The 20024-nt window shown below is 59.3% G+C and carries 24 protein-coding genes; all 24 read left to right on the forward strand.

From position 1 onward, the window contains the following. The first annotated feature begins 87 nt into the window (after positions 1-87). The 24 genes from ACXAH8_RS05815 to nuoK all read left to right on the forward strand — a co-directional run bounded on the left by ACXAH8_RS05815 (position 88) and on the right by nuoK (position 20018). Complete coding sequence (locus ACXAH8_RS05815) at positions 88-1614, forward strand: AMP-binding protein (RefSeq protein ID WP_475216782.1); 1527 nt, start codon at positions 88-90, stop codon at positions 1612-1614. Then, positions 1611-2087 carry a hypothetical protein gene (locus ACXAH8_RS05820; RefSeq protein WP_475216784.1) on the forward strand — a complete coding sequence of 159 codons (477 nt, stop codon included), beginning with the start codon at positions 1611-1613 and terminating at the stop codon, positions 2085-2087. Before ACXAH8_RS05815 ends, ACXAH8_RS05820 begins: the two co-directional genes overlap by 4 nt. Beyond that, a complete protein-coding gene (locus ACXAH8_RS05825) occupies positions 2084-3688 on the forward strand; it encodes a carboxyl transferase domain-containing protein (protein WP_475216786.1) in 1605 nt (534 codons plus the stop codon). Before ACXAH8_RS05820 ends, ACXAH8_RS05825 begins: the two co-directional genes overlap by 4 nt. 455 nt (positions 3689-4143) lie before the next feature. Further along, positions 4144-6072: an acetyl/propionyl/methylcrotonyl-CoA carboxylase subunit alpha gene (locus tag ACXAH8_RS05830; protein WP_475216788.1), complete on the forward strand. Its 1929-nt coding sequence runs from the start codon at positions 4144-4146 to the stop codon at positions 6070-6072. A 79-nt stretch (positions 6073-6151) separates the two neighbouring features. After that, positions 6152-7003 carry a hydroxymethylglutaryl-CoA lyase gene (locus ACXAH8_RS05835; protein ID WP_475216790.1) on the forward strand — a complete coding sequence of 284 codons (852 nt, stop codon included), beginning with the start codon at positions 6152-6154 and terminating at the stop codon, positions 7001-7003. A gap of 1 nt (position 7004) precedes the next feature. Further along, positions 7005-7793: a crotonase/enoyl-CoA hydratase family protein gene (locus ACXAH8_RS05840; RefSeq protein ID WP_475216792.1), complete on the forward strand. Its 789-nt coding sequence runs from the start codon at positions 7005-7007 to the stop codon at positions 7791-7793. 186 nt (positions 7794-7979) lie between these two features. Continuing rightward, the gene (locus ACXAH8_RS05845; RefSeq protein WP_170375125.1) at positions 7980-8345 is read left to right on the forward strand and encodes an NADH-quinone oxidoreductase subunit A; all 366 of its coding nucleotides are present in this window, start codon (positions 7980-7982) and stop codon (positions 8343-8345) included. After that, on the forward strand, positions 8336-8869 hold the full coding sequence (locus tag ACXAH8_RS05850) for a NuoB/complex I 20 kDa subunit family protein (protein WP_475216794.1): 534 nt from the start codon (positions 8336-8338) through the stop codon (positions 8867-8869). The genes ACXAH8_RS05845 and ACXAH8_RS05850 overlap by 10 nt, the downstream gene beginning before the upstream one ends. 12 nt (positions 8870-8881) lie before the next feature. Further along, positions 8882-9484, forward strand: a complete 603-nt coding sequence (locus ACXAH8_RS05855) for an NADH-quinone oxidoreductase subunit C (protein WP_170375126.1) — start codon at positions 8882-8884, stop codon at positions 9482-9484. Between the two features lie 3 nt (positions 9485-9487). Then, complete coding sequence (locus tag ACXAH8_RS05860; RefSeq protein WP_170461080.1) at positions 9488-9661, forward strand: hypothetical protein; 174 nt, start codon at positions 9488-9490, stop codon at positions 9659-9661. Between the two features lies 1 nt (position 9662). After that, a complete protein-coding gene (locus tag ACXAH8_RS05865; protein WP_475216796.1) occupies positions 9663-9785 on the forward strand; it encodes a hypothetical protein in 123 nt (40 codons plus the stop codon). Continuing rightward, positions 9785-11008, forward strand: coding sequence for an NADH-quinone oxidoreductase subunit D (locus ACXAH8_RS05870; protein WP_170375130.1), 1224 nt, complete (start codon positions 9785-9787; stop codon positions 11006-11008). The genes ACXAH8_RS05865 and ACXAH8_RS05870 overlap by 1 nt, the downstream gene beginning before the upstream one ends. Further along, the gene (gene nuoE, locus ACXAH8_RS05875; RefSeq protein WP_475216797.1) at positions 11008-12114 is read left to right on the forward strand and encodes an NADH-quinone oxidoreductase subunit NuoE; all 1107 of its coding nucleotides are present in this window, start codon (positions 11008-11010) and stop codon (positions 12112-12114) included. Before ACXAH8_RS05870 ends, nuoE begins: the two co-directional genes overlap by 1 nt. Positions 12115-12141: 27 nt before the next feature. Next, the gene (locus tag ACXAH8_RS05880) at positions 12142-12363 is read left to right on the forward strand and encodes a DUF5337 domain-containing protein (protein ID WP_170467891.1); all 222 of its coding nucleotides are present in this window, start codon (positions 12142-12144) and stop codon (positions 12361-12363) included. Positions 12364-12375: 12 nt separating this feature from the next. Continuing rightward, the gene (gene nuoF / locus ACXAH8_RS05885) at positions 12376-13674 is read left to right on the forward strand and encodes an NADH-quinone oxidoreductase subunit NuoF (protein WP_475216799.1); all 1299 of its coding nucleotides are present in this window, start codon (positions 12376-12378) and stop codon (positions 13672-13674) included. After that, complete coding sequence (locus tag ACXAH8_RS05890; RefSeq protein WP_475216800.1) at positions 13671-14177, forward strand: DUF3291 domain-containing protein; 507 nt, start codon at positions 13671-13673, stop codon at positions 14175-14177. Before nuoF ends, ACXAH8_RS05890 begins: the two co-directional genes overlap by 4 nt. A 71-nt stretch (positions 14178-14248) precedes the next feature. Then, positions 14249-14602 carry a hypothetical protein gene (locus ACXAH8_RS05895; RefSeq protein WP_475216802.1) on the forward strand — a complete coding sequence of 118 codons (354 nt, stop codon included), beginning with the start codon at positions 14249-14251 and terminating at the stop codon, positions 14600-14602. Beyond that, positions 14599-15105, forward strand: coding sequence for a DUF5333 domain-containing protein (locus ACXAH8_RS05900; RefSeq protein ID WP_475216804.1), 507 nt, complete (start codon positions 14599-14601; stop codon positions 15103-15105). The genes ACXAH8_RS05895 and ACXAH8_RS05900 overlap by 4 nt, the downstream gene beginning before the upstream one ends. 2 nt (positions 15106-15107) lie before the next feature. Beyond that, positions 15108-17123, forward strand: coding sequence for an NADH-quinone oxidoreductase subunit NuoG (nuoG, locus tag ACXAH8_RS05905; RefSeq protein WP_475216806.1), 2016 nt, complete (start codon positions 15108-15110; stop codon positions 17121-17123). A 45-nt stretch (positions 17124-17168) separates the two neighbouring features. Continuing rightward, a complete protein-coding gene (nuoH, locus tag ACXAH8_RS05910) occupies positions 17169-18206 on the forward strand; it encodes an NADH-quinone oxidoreductase subunit NuoH (RefSeq protein ID WP_170467881.1) in 1038 nt (345 codons plus the stop codon). A gap of 1 nt (position 18207) precedes the next feature. Then, complete coding sequence (gene nuoI / locus ACXAH8_RS05915; RefSeq protein WP_039524264.1) at positions 18208-18702, forward strand: NADH-quinone oxidoreductase subunit NuoI; 495 nt, start codon at positions 18208-18210, stop codon at positions 18700-18702. Next, positions 18699-19109, forward strand: a complete 411-nt coding sequence (locus ACXAH8_RS05920; RefSeq protein WP_170678546.1) for a carboxymuconolactone decarboxylase family protein — start codon at positions 18699-18701, stop codon at positions 19107-19109. The genes nuoI and ACXAH8_RS05920 overlap by 4 nt, the downstream gene beginning before the upstream one ends. Further along, positions 19106-19708, forward strand: a complete 603-nt coding sequence (locus ACXAH8_RS05925; protein WP_170768089.1) for an NADH-quinone oxidoreductase subunit J — start codon at positions 19106-19108, stop codon at positions 19706-19708. The genes ACXAH8_RS05920 and ACXAH8_RS05925 overlap by 4 nt, the downstream gene beginning before the upstream one ends. A 4-nt stretch (positions 19709-19712) precedes the next feature. Then, on the forward strand, positions 19713-20018 hold the full coding sequence (nuoK, locus tag ACXAH8_RS05930) for an NADH-quinone oxidoreductase subunit NuoK (protein ID WP_005984024.1): 306 nt from the start codon (positions 19713-19715) through the stop codon (positions 20016-20018). The last annotated feature ends 6 nt before the right edge of the window (positions 20019-20024 follow it).

Raw genomic sequence — 20024 nt, forward strand, 5'->3', positions numbered from 1 at the left:
TGCGCTCTCTGATCTGAGTCAAATTTGCGTGAGCGCACCCGGCAAGTGTGACATAACTGCAGGCCCCGAAAATAAAGGAAAATTTTGATGTCAGGCGATCTGCGCATACCAGGTTTGCGCTCGGCGGGTGACTGGGATGTCCCCGATCGGCTGAACATGGCGCGCCAGTGTCTGAACCATCCGCCCGAACAGGTCGCCTTGGTCGATCTGACCGAGGGCGAGGAGAGGCCTGTAACTTATGGTCAGCTGCACGAGATGGCCGATGGGCTTGCGCGGGCGCTCTCGCCCAAGGTCCAGACCGGTGACCGGGTTGGTGTTTTGCTCAGCCAGTCTCCGTGGTGTGCGGCAGCGCATCTGGCGATCTGGAAGATCGGTGCGATTTCGGTGCCTCTATTCAAGCTGTTCAAACAAGACGCGCTGCGCTCCCGCGTGGCGGATGCCGGGGCAGGGATCGTTCTGACGGATGCCGAGGGCGCCCGGCTGCTGGGTGATCTGGCCGAGCCTATGATCGCCGCTGAGGTTGCCCATCCCGGCCCAGAGCTGCCCTTTGCGGATACCGGCCCCGAAGACGCCGCCGTGCTGATCTATACTTCGGGTACAACCGGCAGCCCTAAGGGTGCTCTGCACGGGCACCGCGTGCTGACCGGCCATCTGCCCGGCGTTTCGATCAGCCATAACCACTTGCGCGCGGGGGATTGCCTCTGGACCCCGGCGGATTGGGCCTGGATCGGAGGGCTGTTCGATGTCCTGATGCCGGGCCTGGCGCTGGGCATCCCCGTGGTTGCCTCACGGCTGGATAGATTCACCCCCGACGACTGCGCCGATGTGATCACGCGTGGCGGCGTGCGCAACGTGTTCTTCCCGCCGACCGCGCTGCGAATGTTGAAAGCGGCGGATCAGAACATTCCCGGCCTGCGTTCAGTCGCATCAGGGGGGGAACCTCTGGGCGCTGAGATGCTGGCGTGGGGGCAACAGGCGTTTGGCCTGACGATCAACGAGTTTTACGGCCAGACCGAGTGCAACATGGTCGTTTCGTCCTGTGCCGAGGATTTCCCGGTGTGTCCCGGCTGTATCGGTAAGCCGGTTCCGGGCCATGAGGTTGCGGTGATTGATGAGGACGGCACGCCCACGAGGGACGAGGGTGATGTGGCCATCCGACGCGGCTCGGCTTCAATGCTACTGGAATACTGGAACCGGTCTGAGGCAACGGCTGAGAAATTCCGGGGCGACTGGTTGATCACTGGGGACCGAGGCGTGTGGGAAGGCGACTATCTACGCTTCGTGGGCCGCGATGATGACGTGATTACCTCAGCCGGATACCGCATCGGCCCGGCCGAAATTGAGGATTGCCTGCTGACGCACCCGGCTGTGGCAACGGTCGGCGTGGTCGGCAAGCCCGACCCGCTGCGGACCGAGATCGTCAAGGCCTATGTGGTGTTAAAACCGGGGGCTGAGGCCTCAGGGCCGGAGTTGCAGGACTGGGTCAAGGACCGTCTGGCGCAGTATTCCTATCCGCGCGAGGTGGCGTTTCTGGACGAGTTGCCGATGACGGTGACGGGGAAGGTGATCCGCAAGGAATTGAAGGCGCAGGCTGCTGGGGAGGTCCCACTATGAAAAACTTGGCCTGCGCACTTTCCTTAGTTTTGTCTAGCGTTTGCCCTGCGCATGCAGAAAGTACGGACAAACCGATTAGTGTTTTGAAATGGTTCAACGGGTGTGCACTTTTTAGTCAACCCGAGAACGGTATGACGATGGACACCAATTGTGTGAGCACTGCAGTCGAATACTGCACAATCGGACGCGTTGAAGAAGATCGAGTTCAATGTTTGGTAGAGCTTTCTGAACATGTCGGTGGAATCTGGAAAGAGATGGAATCCAATTTGCCGGAAAGCATTGGAGGGACCGGCTGGGTAGCTCGAAACTATGAACGCAAGTACCTCCGGTTAGTCCAAGGAGAGTTCGATGTTTGCGATGCATCTCCTAGAGAAGAAATTCCCTCGGATACGTGGTGCAAGATGTATTTGAATGCAGGACGTTGGGTGGAGTGGCGGCACCTGCAGAGACTAGCCGATGAGGTAGCCAAATGAAACTAACGTCCAAAGCCATGCCCGCCTCTGAGGGCTTCAATGCAAACCGCTCCGCCCATCTCGAAGCGTTGGCGCAAATTTCAACTGCCGCAGAAGCCGCTCGAATGGGCGGTGGCGAGAAATCTCGTGCGCGGCACGTCTCTCGGGGCAAGATGCTTCCCAGACGCAGGGTGGCGAACCTGCTCGATCCGGGGTCTCCGTTTCTGGAGATCGGCGCGACGGCGGCTCATGGAATGTATGGCGATGCCGCGCCTTGTGCCGGGGTGATCGCTGGCATTGGCAGAGTACAGGGGCGCGAGGTCATGGTGGTGTGCAACGATGCCACCGTGAAGGGCGGCACATACTATCCAATGACCGTCAAAAAACACCTCCGCGCGCAGGAGATTGCCGAAGAGAACCATCTGCCCTGTATCTATCTGGTGGATAGCGGGGGTGCGAACCTGCCCAATCAGGATGAGGTCTTCCCTGACCGCGACCACTTTGGCCGTATCTTCTATAACCAAGCGCGTATGAGCGCGAAGGGGATTGCTCAGATCGCTGTAGTGATGGGCTCCTGTACAGCGGGTGGGGCCTATGTGCCCGCAATGTCGGACGTGACCATCATTGTGAAAGAACAAGGTACGATCTTTCTGGCCGGGCCGCCTCTGGTGAAAGCGGCGACCGGCGAGGTCGTGAGTTCCGAAGATCTGGGCGGCGGCGATGTCCACACGCGCCTGTCCGGTGTGGCGGATTACCTGGCTGAGGATGATGCACACGCGCTGGCTTTGGCGCGTCGGGCTGTTGGCTCGCTGAACCTGCGCAAACCACAGACGGTCGATTGGGCCAGCCCCGAAGACCCGGCCTATGACCCCGAGGAAATCCTCGGCGTTGTTCCGGCTGACCTGCGCACGCCCTATGATATCCGCGAGGTGATCGCGCGTCTGGTCGATGGCTCTCGGTTCGATGAATTCAAGCCGCGCTTTGGCGAGACACTGGTAACTGGCTTTGCCCATGTCAAAGGCTGCCCCGTCGGGATCATCGCCAATAATGGCGTGCTGTTTTCCGAGGCCGCGCAGAAGGGCGCGCATTTTGTTGAGCTATGTTCTCAGCGTCGCATCCCGCTGGTGTTCCTGCAGAATATCACCGGCTTTATGGTCGGACGCAAATACGAGAACGAAGGCATCGCGCGGCATGGGGCCAAGATGGTGACGGCGGTGGCGACAACCTCGGTGCCGAAGATCACGATGCTTGTCGGAGGCTCATTCGGGGCCGGAAACTATGGCATGGCTGGTCGCGCCTATCAGCCTCGGTTCCTGTGGACCTGGCCGAATTCACGGATTTCCGTGATGGGCGGAGAGCAGGCGGCAGGCGTTCTGGCCACTGTCAAACGCGACGGGATCGAGCGGCAGGGCGGGACATGGTCGGCTGAGGAGGAGGCCGTATTCAAACGCCCGACTTTGGATATGTTCGAGGAGCAGTCTCATCCGCTCTATGCCTCTGCTCGGTTATGGGATGATGGCATCATCGACCCACGCAAATCGCGCGATGTCTTGGCATTGTCATTGAGCGCCGCTCTAAACGCTCCGATTGATGAGACACGTTTCGGCGTGTTCAGGATGTGATTGCCCAATGGAAACACATTTCACGAAATTGAACGAAGGTTGGAACGCGGATCCGAATGCGCCGATGCCTGCGGCTGCAAAAGCAGGTTGTGATCTCCGGCTACGGTTTTGCCCAAATGAGTGGTTGAACCCATCGCATCTGGCACGAGGGCACCTGTATATCCGGTTTGTTGGTTGTCAGCGATTTCGTTTCACGTCGATCAATGATCACGGGTGGTTCGGTGGGAAGTGCAGATTCAGCAAAGTGGCGCCAGCTTGGGGAGAGTTTTACGAGGTGGATGGCGACTTTAAGGAAGGTCAGGACGAGACACCTTGGACCATAATGGCGGCCAGGTCTGACCCTGCGAGAAACTTTCTGTTCTATTTCCGCGATGAAGCTTTTGAATGCACTGCATCCTCTTGGAGCCTAAGCACCGAATGCTCGTCTGGATCTATCTTCGAAGAGGCGGTTTGCCATGTTCAGTAAAATCCTAATCGCAAACCGGGGCGAGATTGCTTGCCGTGTGATGGAAACCGCTCAGAAAATGGGTGTGTCCTGTGTGGCTGTCTATTCGGATGCGGATGCTTCGGCGAAGCATGTGCAAATGGCAGATGAGGCGGTGCATATTGGCGGGGCCGCTCCGGCTGAAAGCTATCTGAAGGGGGATGTGATCATCCAGGCGGCGCTCGAGACCGGGGCGCAGGCGATCCATCCCGGCTATGGGTTTCTTTCCGAGAACCCGGATTTTGTGGATGCGGTTGAGGCCGCAGGGCTGACATTCATTGGTCCCTCGGCGGATGCAATCCGCAAAATGGGTCTCAAGGATGCGGCTAAGGCTTTGATGGAGGACGCAGGCGTTCCCGTTGTGCCCGGGTATCACGGCGACAATCAGGACCCTGCTCATCTGGCCGAGGCAGCCGCAGCCATTAGCTATCCCGTGCTGATCAAGGCGGTTGCGGGCGGCGGCGGCAAGGGTATGCGGCTGGTCGAGACGCCCGAAGCGTTCTCGGAAGCATTGGACAGCGCGCGAGGCGAGGCAAAGACGGCCTTTGACAATGATGCGGTTCTGGTGGAGAAATTCGTAGCTAAACCTCGGCATATCGAGGTTCAGGTTTTCGGCGACGGTACCCATGCGTTGCATCTGTTTGAACGGGACTGCTCGCTTCAGCGCCGACATCAGAAGGTGATCGAAGAGGCTCCGGCCCCTGGCATGACGCCCGAGATGCGCGATGCGATGGGGCAGGCTGGTGTCCGCGCGGCGGAGGCGATTGGCTACAAGGGGGCTGGAACGGTTGAGTTCATCGTCGACGCGTCCGAAGGGCTGCGGCCGGATCGTTTCTGGTTCATGGAGATGAACACGCGCCTGCAGGTTGAACATCCGGTGACCGAGGCGATTACGGGCGTTGATCTGGTCGAATGGCAGCTGCGCGTTGCAGCGGGAGAAACCCTGCCGAAGCAGCAGAACGACCTGTCGATCAACGGTCACGCCTTTGAGGCACGGCTTTATGCCGAGGATGTGCCCAAGGGCTTTTTACCGGCGACGGGGACTCTGACCCATCTGCAGTTTCCGCCTGAGTGCCGCGCGGATAGTGGCGTGCGAGCAGGGGACACGATCAGCCCCTGGTATGATCCGATGATCGCCAAGGTCGTCGTACATGGTCCGACCCGCACAGTCGCGCTTGAGAGCCTGCATCGCGCCCTGCGCCAGACCGAAGTTGCCGGCACGGTGACCAATCTGGCCTTTCTTGGCGCTTTGACACGCCATGGTGGGTTTGCCTCGGGCGATGTGGATACGGGTCAGATCGGGCGCGATCTGGAGGATCTGGTAAGGACGTCAGGGACGACCAATGCCTCGGTTGTGGCCGCGGCGATGATAGCGCTGGGTCTGACAGAGACGACCTCAGAGACTGGCTTCACCCTGTGGGGGCCGTTGCACCGGGCCGTGCAGCTGATGCGCGACGGTGAGGTCCTTGATCTGGATGTTCAGGTCGAAAGCCCGCACCGGCAGCTCTGGACGGTGAATGGCGCGCAGGTGATCGCGCAGCACAATGGGGGTTGGGTCATTAATGGACAGCGCATGCCCCATGTCGTCGTCGCTGGGCCTCAGATCACGGTGTTTGATGACTATGGTCAGGTGTTCGAAATCGTCGACCCCTTGGATCGCGATGCCAGCGCTGCAGGAGATACCAACGTGATCGAGGCGCCAATGCCGGGTCTGGTCAAGGCCGTCTTTGCCTCGGCAGGGCAAGCGGTGAAAGAGGGAGACCGGCTGGCGATTCTGGAAGCCATGAAGATGGAGCATTCACTGCTTGCGGCGCGCGACGGTGTGGTGGCCGAGGTGTTAGCGGACGCAGGCGCACAGGTAGAGGCTGGTGCGGCACTGGTTCGTTTGGCTGAGGATTGATCTGTTCGGGCCGTGCATTGCGTGGCACAGTCGGGCTATCCGAATGTAAAACGGAAAGAAGCCGGGGAGGGATGCGCTGATGAAAGAACGGGTCGAGATATTCGAGGTCGGGCCAAGGGACGGGCTTCAGAACGAAAAGCGCGAGATTCCGGTGGCCGAGAAGGTAGCGTTGGTCGATTGCCTGAGCCGCGCCGGGTTCAATCGAATTGAGGTGGCCAGTTTCGTGTCCGCTAAATGGGTGCCCCAGATGGCAGGAAGCGGCGCGGTCCTGGCTGGGATCAAACGGGCAGAGGGCGTGCGTTATGCGGCGCTGACGCCGAACATGCGCGGCTATGAAGACGCGCTGGCGGCCAAGGCGGATGAGATCGCAGTGTTTGCATCAGCCTCCGAGGGGTTTTCGAAAGCCAACATCAACGCGACCATCGCGGAATCCATCGAACGGTTCGCGCCGATCCTTGAGGCCGCGCGCCATATCGACTTACCGGTCCGGGGCTATGTCTCATGCGTGAACGATTGTCCGTATGATGGTCCGACCCCACCCGAAAAAGTGGCCGAGGTCGCGGACGCTCTGTTCGCGCATGGGTGCTATGAGATTTCGCTTGGCGATACGATCGGGCAGGGAACCCCGGACAAGATCGCGCATATGCTGCTGGCGGTGCGCGACAGGGTGCCCGTTACCCGACTTGCGGGCCATTTCCACAACACCAATGGGCGCGCGATGGACAATATCGATGCCTCGCTGGCGCTGGGCGTGCGGGTGTTTGACGCTGCGGTCGGTGGTTTGGGGGGATGCCCCTATGCACCCGGCGCGGCTGGCAATGTCGCGACCGAAGCAGTTGCCGCCCATCTGGAGCGGCTGGGATATGAGACCGGTCTGGACGCAGCAGTTTTGGACGAAGCCGGGCAGATGGCGCAGGCAATGAGAGGCTGACATGTTTGAAACGATTGCGGTCGTCACAGATGACCGGGGTGTTGCGACACTGACTCTGTCGCGCGCCGAAAAGCACAATGCCATGTCGGCGCTGATGATCAACGAATTGACTCAGGCCGCGGCGCAGCTCGGGCGCGACGAGGCGGTGCGCGTTGTTGTGTTGACCGGGTCTGGCAAGAGCTTCTGTGCCGGGGGCGATCTGGGGTGGATGCGTGATCAGATGGCTGCGGATGCCGAGACCCGATTTACCGAGGCGCGCAAGCTGGCGGAAATGCTGAAGGCACTGAACGAGATGCCCAAACCTCTGATTGGTGCCTTGCAGGGCAACGCGTTTGGCGGCGGCGTCGGGCTGACCTCGGTCTGCGACGTTGCGGTTGGCGTTGACACCCTTAAAATGGGCCTAACCGAGACCCGGCTGGGCCTGATCCCAGCGACGATTGGGCCTTACGTGATCGCGCGGATGGGGGAGGCCCGCGCGCGGCGCGTGTTCATGTCCGCGCGTCTGTTTGACGCAGCGGAAGCGGTGGATCTTGGCCTGTTGGCAAAAGCGGTGCCAGCCGATCAACTGATGCGCGCTGTCGAGGATGAAATCACCCCCTATCTGTCTTGCGCGCCAGGGGCTGTGGCGTCGGCTAAGGCCTTGGTTCAAAACCTCGGCCCGCGTCTTGACGACAGTGTGATCGACCATACCATCCAAGCGTTGGTCGCCCGATGGGAAACGCCGGAAGCACGCGAAGGCATCGAAGCATTCTTTGAAAAACGTAACCCCAAGTGGAACAACAAAGATTAACTTTGGGCGTCTATTGTCTGCTGAGGCGAAATCGGGGTGATTCCCGAAGGTCTGTCAAGGGGATGAATGACGTGGTGCGCGCTTGTGTTCGGTTGACCCTCTGACCGCGTGGGGCTAGAGAAAGTCGAGTCAACACGCCAATTGACGGCGCCCTCCGAAAGGGGACGCGCAGGAAAGGAGCTAGACGTGGAAGACCTGCTGCGGGAGTATCTCCCTATTCTGGTGTTTCTGGCCGTAGCCATCGGCCTGGGAATTGTCCTGATTCTGGCAGCTGTCGTTCTGGCAGTTCGCAACCCCGATCCCGAAAAAGTCAGCGCCTATGAATGCGGCTTCAACGCGTTTGATGACGCTCGGATGAAGTTCGATGTGCGCTTCTATCTGGTTTCGATCCTTTTCATCATTTTCGACCTCGAGATTGCGTTCCTGTTCCCCTGGGCCGTGGGCTTTAAGGACATCAGCGATGTGGGATTCTGGTCGATGATGGTTTTCCTTGGCGTTTTGACCATCGGCTTTGCCTATGAATGGAAGAAGGGGGCCTTGGAATGGGAGTGATGACGGGCACAAATACCGCCGGCGTCGATAAAGAAGTCGCCACCCAAGCCCTCAATGCCGAGCTGCAGGACAAAGGCTTCCTGCTGACCTCGACCGAAGACATCATAAATTGGGCACGGACCGGGTCTTTGCATTGGATGACCTTTGGTCTGGCTTGTTGCGCGGTCGAGATGATGCACACCTCAATGCCGCGCTATGACGCGGAACGGTTTGGCATCGCGCCGCGTGCATCCCCACGTCAGTCCGACGTGATGATCGTTGCTGGAACGTTGACCAACAAAATGGCTCCTGCGCTGCGCAAGGTCTACGATCAGATGCCCGAGCCGCGCTATGTGATCTCGATGGGGTCCTGCGCCAATGGTGGCGGCTACTACCACTATTCCTATTCCGTCGTGCGCGGCTGTGACCGTATCGTTCCGGTGGACATTTATGTCCCCGGTTGCCCTCCGACGGCTGAGGCGCTGCTTTATGGTCTTATGCAGCTGCAACGCAAAATCCGCCGCACCGGCACGATCGTTCGCTAAGGGAGAGGGCGGATGAGCGAAGCACTCAAAGAACTCGGTACGCATCTGGAGCTGAAACGGTCCGACTGCGTGTTGTCGTGGGATGTCACGCATGGCGAGCTGAACGTGGATGTGGCGCCGTCGAACCTTGTCGAATTCATCGAATTCCTCAAGAGCGACCGCTCCTGCCAGTTCTCAACGCTGGTCGATATCACAGGCGTGGATTACCCCGAACGGGCCAAGCGGTTCGACGTGGTTTATCACTTCTTGTCGATGTACCAGAACCAACGCATTCGTCTGCGGGTTTCGATCCGTGAAGAGGACATGGTGCCCTCGATCGTCGATACGCATCCCTCGGCCAACTGGTTCGAGCGTGAGGTTTTCGACATGTTCGGCATCTTGTTCTCGGGCCATCCGGACCTGCGGCGTATACTGACCGACTACGGGTTCCGCGGCTATCCGCTGCGCAAGGATTTCCCGACCACCGGCTACACCGAGGTTCGCTATGACGAGGCGCAGAAACGCGTGGTTTATGAGCCCGTCAGCCTCGTGCAGGAATACCGTCAGTTTGATTTCATGTCCCCATGGGAAGGTGCCAATTACATTCTTCCGGGGGATGAAAAACAGGAGTCGTAAGCCATGGAGTTCCTGATCTGGATCGCTTTCACGATCGCCACGATCATCCCGATGCTGAAATTGCTGCCGCATTTCGGGATCGAGAAGTTCTGGGCGTTTGCCTGCGTCATCCCGATTGGAACGCTGATCCTTTTGTGGATCATGGCCATGAAGCTGCAAGAGATGGAGCGTCGCTGAGATGCTGGGGGAACTGATCATTATGGGCGCTCTTGGGGTGCTGCTTGCCGGCGCCGCAGCCAAGGCAGCTGAGGCCGAGAAGGTCCGGGTGCGCGCGGACGCGAAGAAAAAGCGGGGGCGGTGATGGACGGCTCAAGATATGATGACGGCAGCACTGACGCGCTGAGCGGCGAACAGAAGATCCGCAACTTCAACATCAACTTCGGTCCGCAACACCCTGCAGCACATGGAGTTTTGCGTTTGGTGCTTGAGCTGGACGGAGAGATCGTCGAGCGCTGCGATCCGCATATCGGCTTGCTGCACCGTGGCACCGAAAAGCTGATGGAAAGCCGGACGTATCTGCAGAACCTGCCGTATTTCGACCGTCTGGATTACGTGGCGCCGATGAACCAGGAACATGCCTGGTGTCTGGCGATTGAGAAATTGACCGGGGTTGAAGTACCGCGCCGTGGCTCGTTGATCCGGGTTCTGTATTCTGAGATTGGGCGTATTCTGAACCATCTGCTGAATGTGACCACACAGGCGATGGATGTGGGCGCTCTGACCCCACCGCTGTGGGGTTTTGAAGAACGCGAAAAGCTGATGGTGTTCTATGAGCGCGCCTGTGGTGCCCGCCTGCACGCCGCCTATTTCCGCCCCGGCGGCGTCCATCAGGACCTCCCGCCCGAACTGCTGGACGATATTGAGGCATGGAGCCACGAATTCCCCGCCGTTCTCGACGACATTGACGGGTTGTTGACCGAAAACCGCATCTTCAAGCAACGCAACGCCGATATTGGCGTCGTGACCGAGGATGACATTCAGAAATACGGCTTCTCGGGCGTGATGGTCCGTGGCTCGGGCCTTGCATGGGACCTGCGCCGTGCGCAGCCCTATGAGTGCTACGACGAGTTCGAGTTCCAGATCCCCGTCGGCAAGAATGGCGACTGCTACGACCGTTATCTCTGCCGCATGGAAGAGATGCGCCAGTCGCTGCTGATCATCCGTCAGGCCATCGCCAAGATTCGCGAATGCCCGGGCGACGTTTTGGCGCGCGGCAAGATCACCCCGCCGAAACGCTCGGACATGAAGACCTCTATGGAAAGCCTGATCCACCACTTCAAGCTTTACACCGAAGGCTTCCACGTCCCCGCAGGCGAAGTCTACGCCGCAGTAGAAGCCCCCAAGGGCGAATTCGGCGTCTATCTCGTTGCCGACGGCACCAACAAACCCTACCGCGCCAAACTCCGCGCACCGGGTTTCCTGCATCTGCAAGCTATGGATCACGTCGCCAAAGGCCACCAACTGGCTGACGTCGCCGCCATCATCGGCACCATGGACGTCGTATTTGGAGAGATTGACCGCTAATGCTCCGCCGTCTTCACCCCGAACAACCCGAAAGCTTTGCCTTCACCGTTGCCAACCAGCAATGGGCTGAAGCGCAGATCACAAAATACCCCGAGGGTCGCCAAGCCAGCGCGGTAATCCCTCTGCTTTGGCGCGCGCAAGAGCAGGAGGGCTGGCTGTCCCGCCCGGCAATTGAATCCGTCGCGGACATGCTGGGCATGGCCTATATCCGCGTGCTTGAGGTCGCCTCGTTCTACTTCATGTTCCAGCTGCAGCCGGTCGGCTCGGTGGCGCATATTCAGGTCTGTGGCACAACCTCTTGCATGATTTGCGGGGCCGAGGATCTGATTGCGGTCTGCAAGGAAAAGATCGCCGCCAAGCCGCATGCGCTATCCGCCGATGGCAAGTTGAGCTGGGAAGAGGTGGAATGCCTCGGGTCCTGTACGAATGCCCCGATGGCGCAGATTGGCAAGGATTACTACGAAGACCTGACCGCTGAGAGTTTTGGCAAGATCATTGACGATCTGGTAGCGGGTAACGTTCCCACGCCTGGCCCTCAGAACGGGCGATATGCGGCAGAGCCTTTGAAAGGCCTCAGCAGCCTGACCGAATATGAGGCTGGAAAACCGGTACATAATGCCAGCGTGGCCTTAGCGGCAGAGCTTGGCGATACGGTCAAGCGGATCGACGGGACCGAGGTTCCGATCCTCACACCTTGGCTGGGTAAAGACGGCAAACAGGCTGGGGCATCGGCGGCGGCGAAACCGCCGAAAGCGCCTGAGCCACCGAAACCTGCCATCAAACAGGCAGCAGAGGCCAAAGCGAAAGAAGTCGAGGAAGATAAACCCCGAACGCTGACTGAGGCGCGTGGGGGACTGCCGGATGACCTCAAGATGCTCAAAGGCGTGGGGCCGAAACTGGAAGAGACGCTGAACGACTTGGGCTTTTTCCACTATGATCAGATCGCGGCTTGGACGCCCGAGCATGTGGCATGGGTGGATGCGCGTCTGAAGTTCAAAGGCCGGATCGAACGCGATGGCTGGATTGAGCAAGCGGCCAAGCTGGCCGTTGGGGATGAGACCGAATTCGCCAAACGTGCCAAGGAAGACGGCACTTACGAAGACTAAACGCCCCAGCAAGGGCTCAAGGACGAGATGGACAAGGACAAAGAGCAAGCCATAGCCCGCAAGGGCCGACATATAGGCATCGTCATCGCCGTGACGATGGTGGTTTGGCTTGGCATGACCTTGTTCATCGGCCCTGCTATTGGAATGCCGGGGCGCTATGCGCTGCTATTTGATTTCGCCGCTTTGGCCGGTTTCATCTATGCGGGCGTCAACATATTTCAACTCTGGCGCATGCGTCAGGACAGCTGAGGGTAACACGCGATGCTGAAGGATCAGGACCGGATCTTTACCAACATCTACGGGATGCACGAGCGTACTCTGCGCGGCGCGCAGGCCCGAGGGCATTGGGATGGCACCGCTGGTCTGATCGAAAAGGGCCGGGATTGGATCATCCAGACGATGAAAGACTCGGGCCTGCGTGGGCGCGGTGGCGCGGGCTTCCCAACTGGCCTGAAATGGTCGTTCATGCCAAAAGAGAGCGACGGGCGCCCGTCTTATCTGGTCGTAAATGCGGACGAATCCGAACCGGGCACCTGCAAAGACCGTGAGATAATGCGCCACGATCCGCATACGCTGATCGAAGGCTGCTTGATCGCCTCTTTCGCAATGAATGCGCATACCTGCTACATCTACCTGCGCGGCGAATATATCCGCGAGCGCGAGGCGTTGCAGGCCGCGATTGATGAGGCTTATGACGCCGGGCTATTGGGTAAGAATGCGGCCGGCTCGGGATGGGATTTCGACATCTTCCTGCATCACGGCGCGGGCGCTTACATCTGCGGTGAAGAAACGGCGCTGATCGAAAGCCTTGAGGGCAAAAAGGGTATGCCGCGCATGAAGCCACCATTCCCGGCTGGCGCGGGCCTCTATGGCTGCCCGACCACGGTGAATAACGTGGAGTCCATCGCCGTTGTACCGACCATCCTGCGCCGGGGCGCGGATTGGTTCGCGGGCTTTGGACGTCAGAATAACGCGGGCACCAAACTGTTTGCGATCTCGGGCCATGTGAACAACCCGTGCGTCGTCGAAGAGGCGATGTCGATCCCGTTCGAGCAACTGATCGAAACCCATTGCGGTGGCATTCGCGGCGGCTGGGACAACCTGCTCGCGGTCATTCCAGGTGGATCGTCCGTTCCGTGCGTGCGCGGTGAAAACATGCGCGATGCGATCATGGATTTCGACTATCTGCGCGGTGAACTGGGCTCGGGTCTTGGCACGGCGGCGGTGATCGTGATGGATAAGTCCACCGACATCATAAAAGCGATCTGGCGGCTGTCGAAATTCTACAAGCATGAAAGCTGCGGCCAGTGTACGCCATGCCGCGAAGGCACGGGCTGGATGATGCGGGTGATGGACCGCCTTGTGCGCGGTGAGGCCGAGCTGGAAGAGATCGACATGCTGTTTGACGTGACCAAACAGGTCGAAGGCCACACGATCTGCGCCTTGGGCGATGCCGCGGCCTGGCCGATCCAGGGCCTGATCCGCAATTTCCGCGAAGAGATCGAGGACCGCATTAAGGCGCAGAAATCAGGCCGCATAGGGGCGATGGCAGCGGAATGATCAGGCAGCCCGACGGATATCATCTGGCCGAACTGAATATTGGCCGCCTGCTGGCCCCGACGGATGACCCGCGGGTGGCTGAGTTCATGGCCAATCTCGACAAGGTCAATGGCTTGGGCAAGCGGATGCCGGGCTTTGTTTGGATGATGGAAGGCTCGGGCGAGCCGGGAACCGGGAACACGGAAAACGCGATTGGGGACGATCCTCAATATGTTGCCAACCTGACGGTCTGGGAAGATGTCGCGAGCCTTGAGACATTTGTCTGGGGCACCATACACAAACAGTTTTATGACCGCCGTCAGGAGTGGTTTGAACTGCTGGGGGATCAGCATTTCGTCATGTGGTGGGTGCCCGCAGGGCACCAGCCGGATCTGGATGAAGCCATGGCGCGGCTAGAGCGTCTGCGCCAGGAAGGTCCAAGTGAACACGCCTTTGGATGGGCGGATTTGAAACAAGCAAGCAAGTGGCGCGACAATCGTTGCGCTCAGGTCGCAGCGGAGTGAGCGGGATGACACACCATTCTGATCGCGCGCGCAGCCGCCCAGATGCCAGCCATCTGACAGGAATAAAAAAAGTGAAGACAATAAAACTCTCAACCTTGGCTGGCCTTGCAGGGCTTGTGCTGGTCTCGGCCTGTACCGTCTCCTCGTCCAAGGACCGTGTGCTGTTTGACGGGCAGTTTTTCCGCGCCAAAGCCAAGTCGGTCGACAAGCGCAACACCCCGACCGAATTCACAGTTGTCGTGAATAACGTGTCAGCCTCGCTTGACGGCGCGCGTGAGGCTGGCCGGTTCGAAGGCACCAAATTCTGCATCCAGAACTTCGGCTCGTCGCGTATCGTTTGGAAGGTTGGCCCGGATACCGAACCGCAGAACCTGCGCATCAGCGACGACAAACTGACTTTTGCGGGAACCTGCCAAAGACCATGAGGCTGTTTTCCGCATATCACGGCAGTGCCAGCGGTCTGTTATTGCATAGCAGACAGGGCGACACCCATCTTGGTCGATCCAAGATGAAAGGACCTGTCATGTCTTATGCGAAAACACTTGCCATCGGTTTTGCGCTGATGATCCCTGCGGTCGCCGAGGCCAAGCCGCCTCTGCGTGAGGTGAAACAGATTGACAATGAACTGTACTACATCGCTGTCGCGAAGGAGATTTCGGACTATTGCCCCTCGATCAGCGGGCGGAAGCTGAAAGCGATCAACGTGATGTGGGGGCTGCGGTCCGAGGCGAACAGCCTCGGCTACTCGGACCAAGAGATCCGGGCCTATGTCGAATCCGACGCTGAAAAAGACCGGATGCGCGCCAAGGGCGAGGCCTATCTGGCCTCCAACGGCGTGACCTACGAAAACCCGAATTCCTTCTGCACGTTGGGACGGAAGGAAATCGACAGAAACAGCGCCATCGGCGTTTATTTGAGGGCGAACTGACGATGTCTGACCTCCGCAAGATCAATATCGACGGGCAGGAAATCGAAGTCGATGGTGCCATGACCCTGATCCAGGCCTGTGAAGAGGCCGGGGTCGAGGTGCCACGCTTCTGCTATCACGAACGTCTGTCGATTGCGGGGAACTGCCGGATGTGTCTGGTTGAGGTCGTGGGCGGCCCTCCGAAACCTGCGGCCTCCTGCGCGATGCAGGTGCGTGATCTGCGTCCGGGGCCGGAGGGGCAACCGCCTCAGGTCAAGACGAACTCACCCATGGTCAAGAAGGCCCGCGAAGGCGTGATGGAGTTCCTGCTGATCAACCACCCGTTGGATTGCCCGATCTGCGATCAGGGCGGCGAATGCGACCTGCAGGATCAGGCGATGGCCTATGGTGTTTCGGGCTCGCGCTTTAAGGAAGCCAAGCGCGCGGTGGATGATCTTGATCTGGGACCGTTGGTTGGCACCGCGATGACCCGTTGCATCAGCTGCACCCGCTGCGTGCGCTTCACGACCGAGGTCGCGGGGATCGCCCAGATGGGTCAGACGGGGCGAGGCGAGGATGCTGAGATCACCTCGTACCTGAACCAGACGCTGCACTCGAACCTGCAGGGTAACATCATTGATCTGTGCCCCGTAGGGGCGCTGACCTCGAAACCCTATGCCTTCACCGCGCGTCCGTGGGAGCTGACCAAGACCGAGAGCATTGACGTAATGGATGCTTTGGGCTCGAACATCCGCGTGGATACCAAAGGGCGCGAAGTGATGCGGTTCCTGCCGCGCAACCATGACGGCGTGAACGAGGAATGGATCAGCGACAAGACCCGGTTTGTCTGGGACGGGTTGCGCCGTCAGCGTCTGGACCGTCCGTATGTGCGCGAAAACGGCAAGCTGCGTCCAGCCTCGTGGCCTGAGGCGCTGACCAAAGCCGCTGAAGCGCTGAAAGGGGCCGAAAAACCGGCAGGTCTCGTTGGCGATCTTGCCCCGGTTGAGGCGATCTTTGCGCTGAAACAGATGATCGAAGGGCAGGGCGGCGTTGTCGAATGCCGCACGGACGGGGCCAAGCTGCCTGCGGGCAACCGTGGAGCCTATGCCGGGACCGCTGCGATCGAAGATATCGACATGGCCGAGCGTATTCTGCTGATCGGCACCAATCCCCGCGATGAGGCTCCGGTTCTGAACGCGCGTATCCGCAAGGCTTGGGCGCATGGGGCCGAGGTGGCTCTGGTCGGCCCAGTGGCCGATCTGACCTATGAATATCACCACATGGGCGATGACCGCACTGCGTTGCAAAAGGTTGTCGGCATGGGCGGCGACGAAGAGATCAAAGCAAAACGCTCTTTGGTCATTGTTGGTCAGGGCGCGCTGCAAGAGGCAGATGGCGCCGCTGTTCTAGCCGCCGCGCAAACCATTGCAAACAATACCGAAAGTGGGCTGATCATCTTGCATGCCGCCGCCGCGCGCGTGGGCGCGATGGATGTGGATGCCACCAACGCGGGCGGTATGGACGCGATCAGCGCGGCTGATGTGATCTATAACCTCGGCGCGGATGAGGTCGAGATCGGAGACGGCGCATTCGTCATCTATCAAGGCAGCCATGGCGACCGTGGCGCGCACCGCGCTGATGTGATCCTGCCAGCCGCCGCCTATACCGAGGAAAACGGGTTGTTCGTGAACACCGAAGGCCGCCCTCAGCTGGCCATGCGGGCTGGCTTTGCGCCGGGTGAGGCCAAGGAAAACTGGGCCATCTTGCGTGCGCTCTCCGCCGAGTTGGGGGCGACACTACCCTTCAATTCCTTGGCGCAACTGCGGACCGCATTGATCGAGGCGGTACCGCATCTGGCGCGTATCGGCGAGGTGATCGAGAACGAGGTGCAGCCGCTTGAGGCTGGTTCACTGGGCAAGGCGAGTTTCCGCAATGCGGTCAAGGATTTCTACCTGACCAACCCGATCGCACGCGCCTCACAACTGATGGCCGAGCTGTCGGCGCAGGCGAAAAACACAGACAGGATGGCCGCTGAATGATCCGTCCCGCAGAGATAACCCCGACGACCCACGGTGTGAGGACCAATGGCTGATTTCTTTAACACACCGGGCGGCATCGCCCTGATCGTCCTGGCGCAGGTGCTGGCCGTTGTGGCCTTTGTGATGATCTCGCTGTTGTTCCTTGTCTATGGTGACCGCAAGATCTGGGCCGCTGTTCAGATGCGCCGTGGTCCGAACGTGGTGGGCGCTTACGGTCTGTTGCAAACGGTGGCCGACGCGCTGAAATATGTGGTCAAAGAGGTCGTTATCCCGGCGGGCGCGGACCGCACCGTATTCATCTTGGCTCCGCTAACGTCGTTCGTCCTGGCAATGATCGCCTGGGCCGTGATCCCATTCAACGACGGCTGGGTTTTGTCAGATCTGAACGTGGCGATCCTCTATGTCTTCGCCGTATCCTCGTTGGAGGTTTACGGTGTGATTATGGGCGGTTGGGCGTCGAACTCAAAGTACCCGTTCCTCGGCTCTTTGCGCTCTGCGGCGCAGATGATCTCTTATGAAGTGTCAATCGGTCTGATTATCATCGGCGTGATCATCTCGACGGGTTCGATGAACTTTGGCGACATCGTCCGCGCACAGGATGGCTCGTTTGGCTTCTTTAGTTGGTACTGGCTGCCGCATTTCCCGATGGTCTTCCTGTTCTTCATCTCGGCACTTGCCGAAACAAACCGCCCACCGTTCGACCTGCCCGAGGCGGAGTCGGAATTGGTCGCCGGCTATCAGGTCGAATACTCGGCCACACCCTTCCTGCTGTTCATGGCGGGCGAGTACATCGCCATCTTCCTAATGTGCGCGCTGACCACGCTGCTGTTTTTCGGCGGCTGGCTATCACCGATCCCGGGCCTGCCGGATGGAGTGCTGTGGATGGTTGCCAAGATGGCGTTCTTCTTCTTCCTCTTTGCGATGGTCAAGGCGATCACGCCCCGTTACCGCTATGACCAGTTGATGCGTCTGGGTTGGAAAGTGTTTCTGCCGTTCTCGCTGGCCTGGGTGGTTTTCGTGGCCTTCGCGGCAAAATTCGACTGGTTCTGGGGCGCGTTTGCGCGTTGGAGCGTAGGAGGCTGATATGACTCAAATCGACTACACCCGCGCTGCCAAGTACTTCCTGCTGCAAGACTTCTGGGTCGGCATGAAGCTGGGGCTAAAATACTTCTTCGCGCCCAAGGCCACCGTGAATTATCCGCATGAAAAGGGCCCTCTGTCGCCTCGGTTCCGCGGCGAGCACGCCTTGCGCCGATATCCTAACGGCGAGGAACGCTGCATCGCCTGTAAGCTCTGCGAGGCGATTTGCCCGGCGCAAGCCATCACCATCGACGCCGAACCGCGCGAAGACGGCAGCCGTCGCACCACGCGCTACGACATCGACATGACCAAGTGCATCTATTGCGGTTTCTGCCAAGAAGCCTGCCCGGTCGATGCCATCGTCGAAGGCCCGAACTTCGAATTCGCCACGGAAACCCGCGAAGAGCTGTTCTACGACAAGGAAAAGCTGCTCGACAACGGTGAACGCTGGGAAGCCGAAATCGCCCGCAATCTGGAAATGGACGCGCCGTACAGATGAGTGACACGCCGACAAACCCATTTGAGCTAATGATGAAGCAGGCGCAGGACATGGCCAAGGCGATGAATCCGGCGATGGAGAATTTCTCGCCCAAAGGGTTCGAGAACCTATGGCCGACCATGCCTAAAGAGGTCATGGAGATGATGTTCGGCAACACCGTCAACAAGGACGGGCTGGATGCCAAGACGCGTCTACTGCTGACGTTGGCTGGGCTGACCTGTCAGGGCGCTCAGGCGGATTCGGCCGTACGGCAGACCGTGCGCCATGCGCTTGAGGCGGGCGCAAAGAAACAAGAGATCGTGGAAACGATCGGTCAGATGTCGGTCTTTGCTGGCATCCCGGCCATGACACGCGCGCTGGATCTGGCGCAAGAGGTCATGGGCGAAAACGAGGATGAGGATCAATGACCGTCTTTGCCTTCTACCTGTTTGCCATCAGCACCATCACCGGCGGGCTGTTCACGGTGATCAGCCGCCAGCCGGTGCACTCAGTGCTGTGGCTGATCCTGTCCTTCCTGTCCTCGGCTGGGCTGTTCGTGCTACTGGGGGCCGAATTCGTGGCGATGCTGTTGATCATCGTCTACGTGGGTGCGGTCGCGGTGCTGTTCCTGTTCGTGGTGATGATGCTGGACGTGGACTTTGCCGAGTTGAAGGCCGAGATGGCGCGGTACATGCCGCTGGCTCTGTTGATTGGTCTGGTGATCCTGATGCAGTTCATCATGGCGTTCGGAGCGTGGGACAGCGCGCAAGGCGTTGAGGCCAATCTGGCGCAACCGGTTCCGAGCGACCGCCACAACACCGAAGCGCTGGGTGTCATCCTTTACGATCAATACTTCCTTCTGTTTCAACTGGCGGGCTTGATCCTGCTGGTGGCGATGATCGGCGCCATCGTGCTGACTTTGCGCCACCGTCAGGACATCAAGCGTCAGGACATCGTCGGCCAGATGATGCGCGACCCGGCCAAGGCGATGGAGTTGAAGGACGTGAAACCGGGGCAGGGACTTTGAGAAGATGATCGGACTTGAACACTATCTTACGGTCGCGGCGACGCTGTTTGTCATCGGCATCTTTGGTCTCTTCCTGAACCGCAAGAATGTCATCATCCTGCTCATGAGCATCGAATTGATGCTTTTGGCGGTGAATATCAACCTCGTGGCGTTTTCCAGCTTCCTCGGCGATCTGGTCGGGCAGGTGTTCACCCTGTTCGTGCTGACTGTTGCGGCGGCGGAGGCGGCGATTGGTCTGGCCATTCTGGTCTGCTTCTTCCGCAACCGTGGCACCATCGCGGTTGAAGACGTCAATATGATGAAGGGCTGAGAGAAC

The organism is Ruegeria sp. ABV3_008, assembly GCF_056161185.1.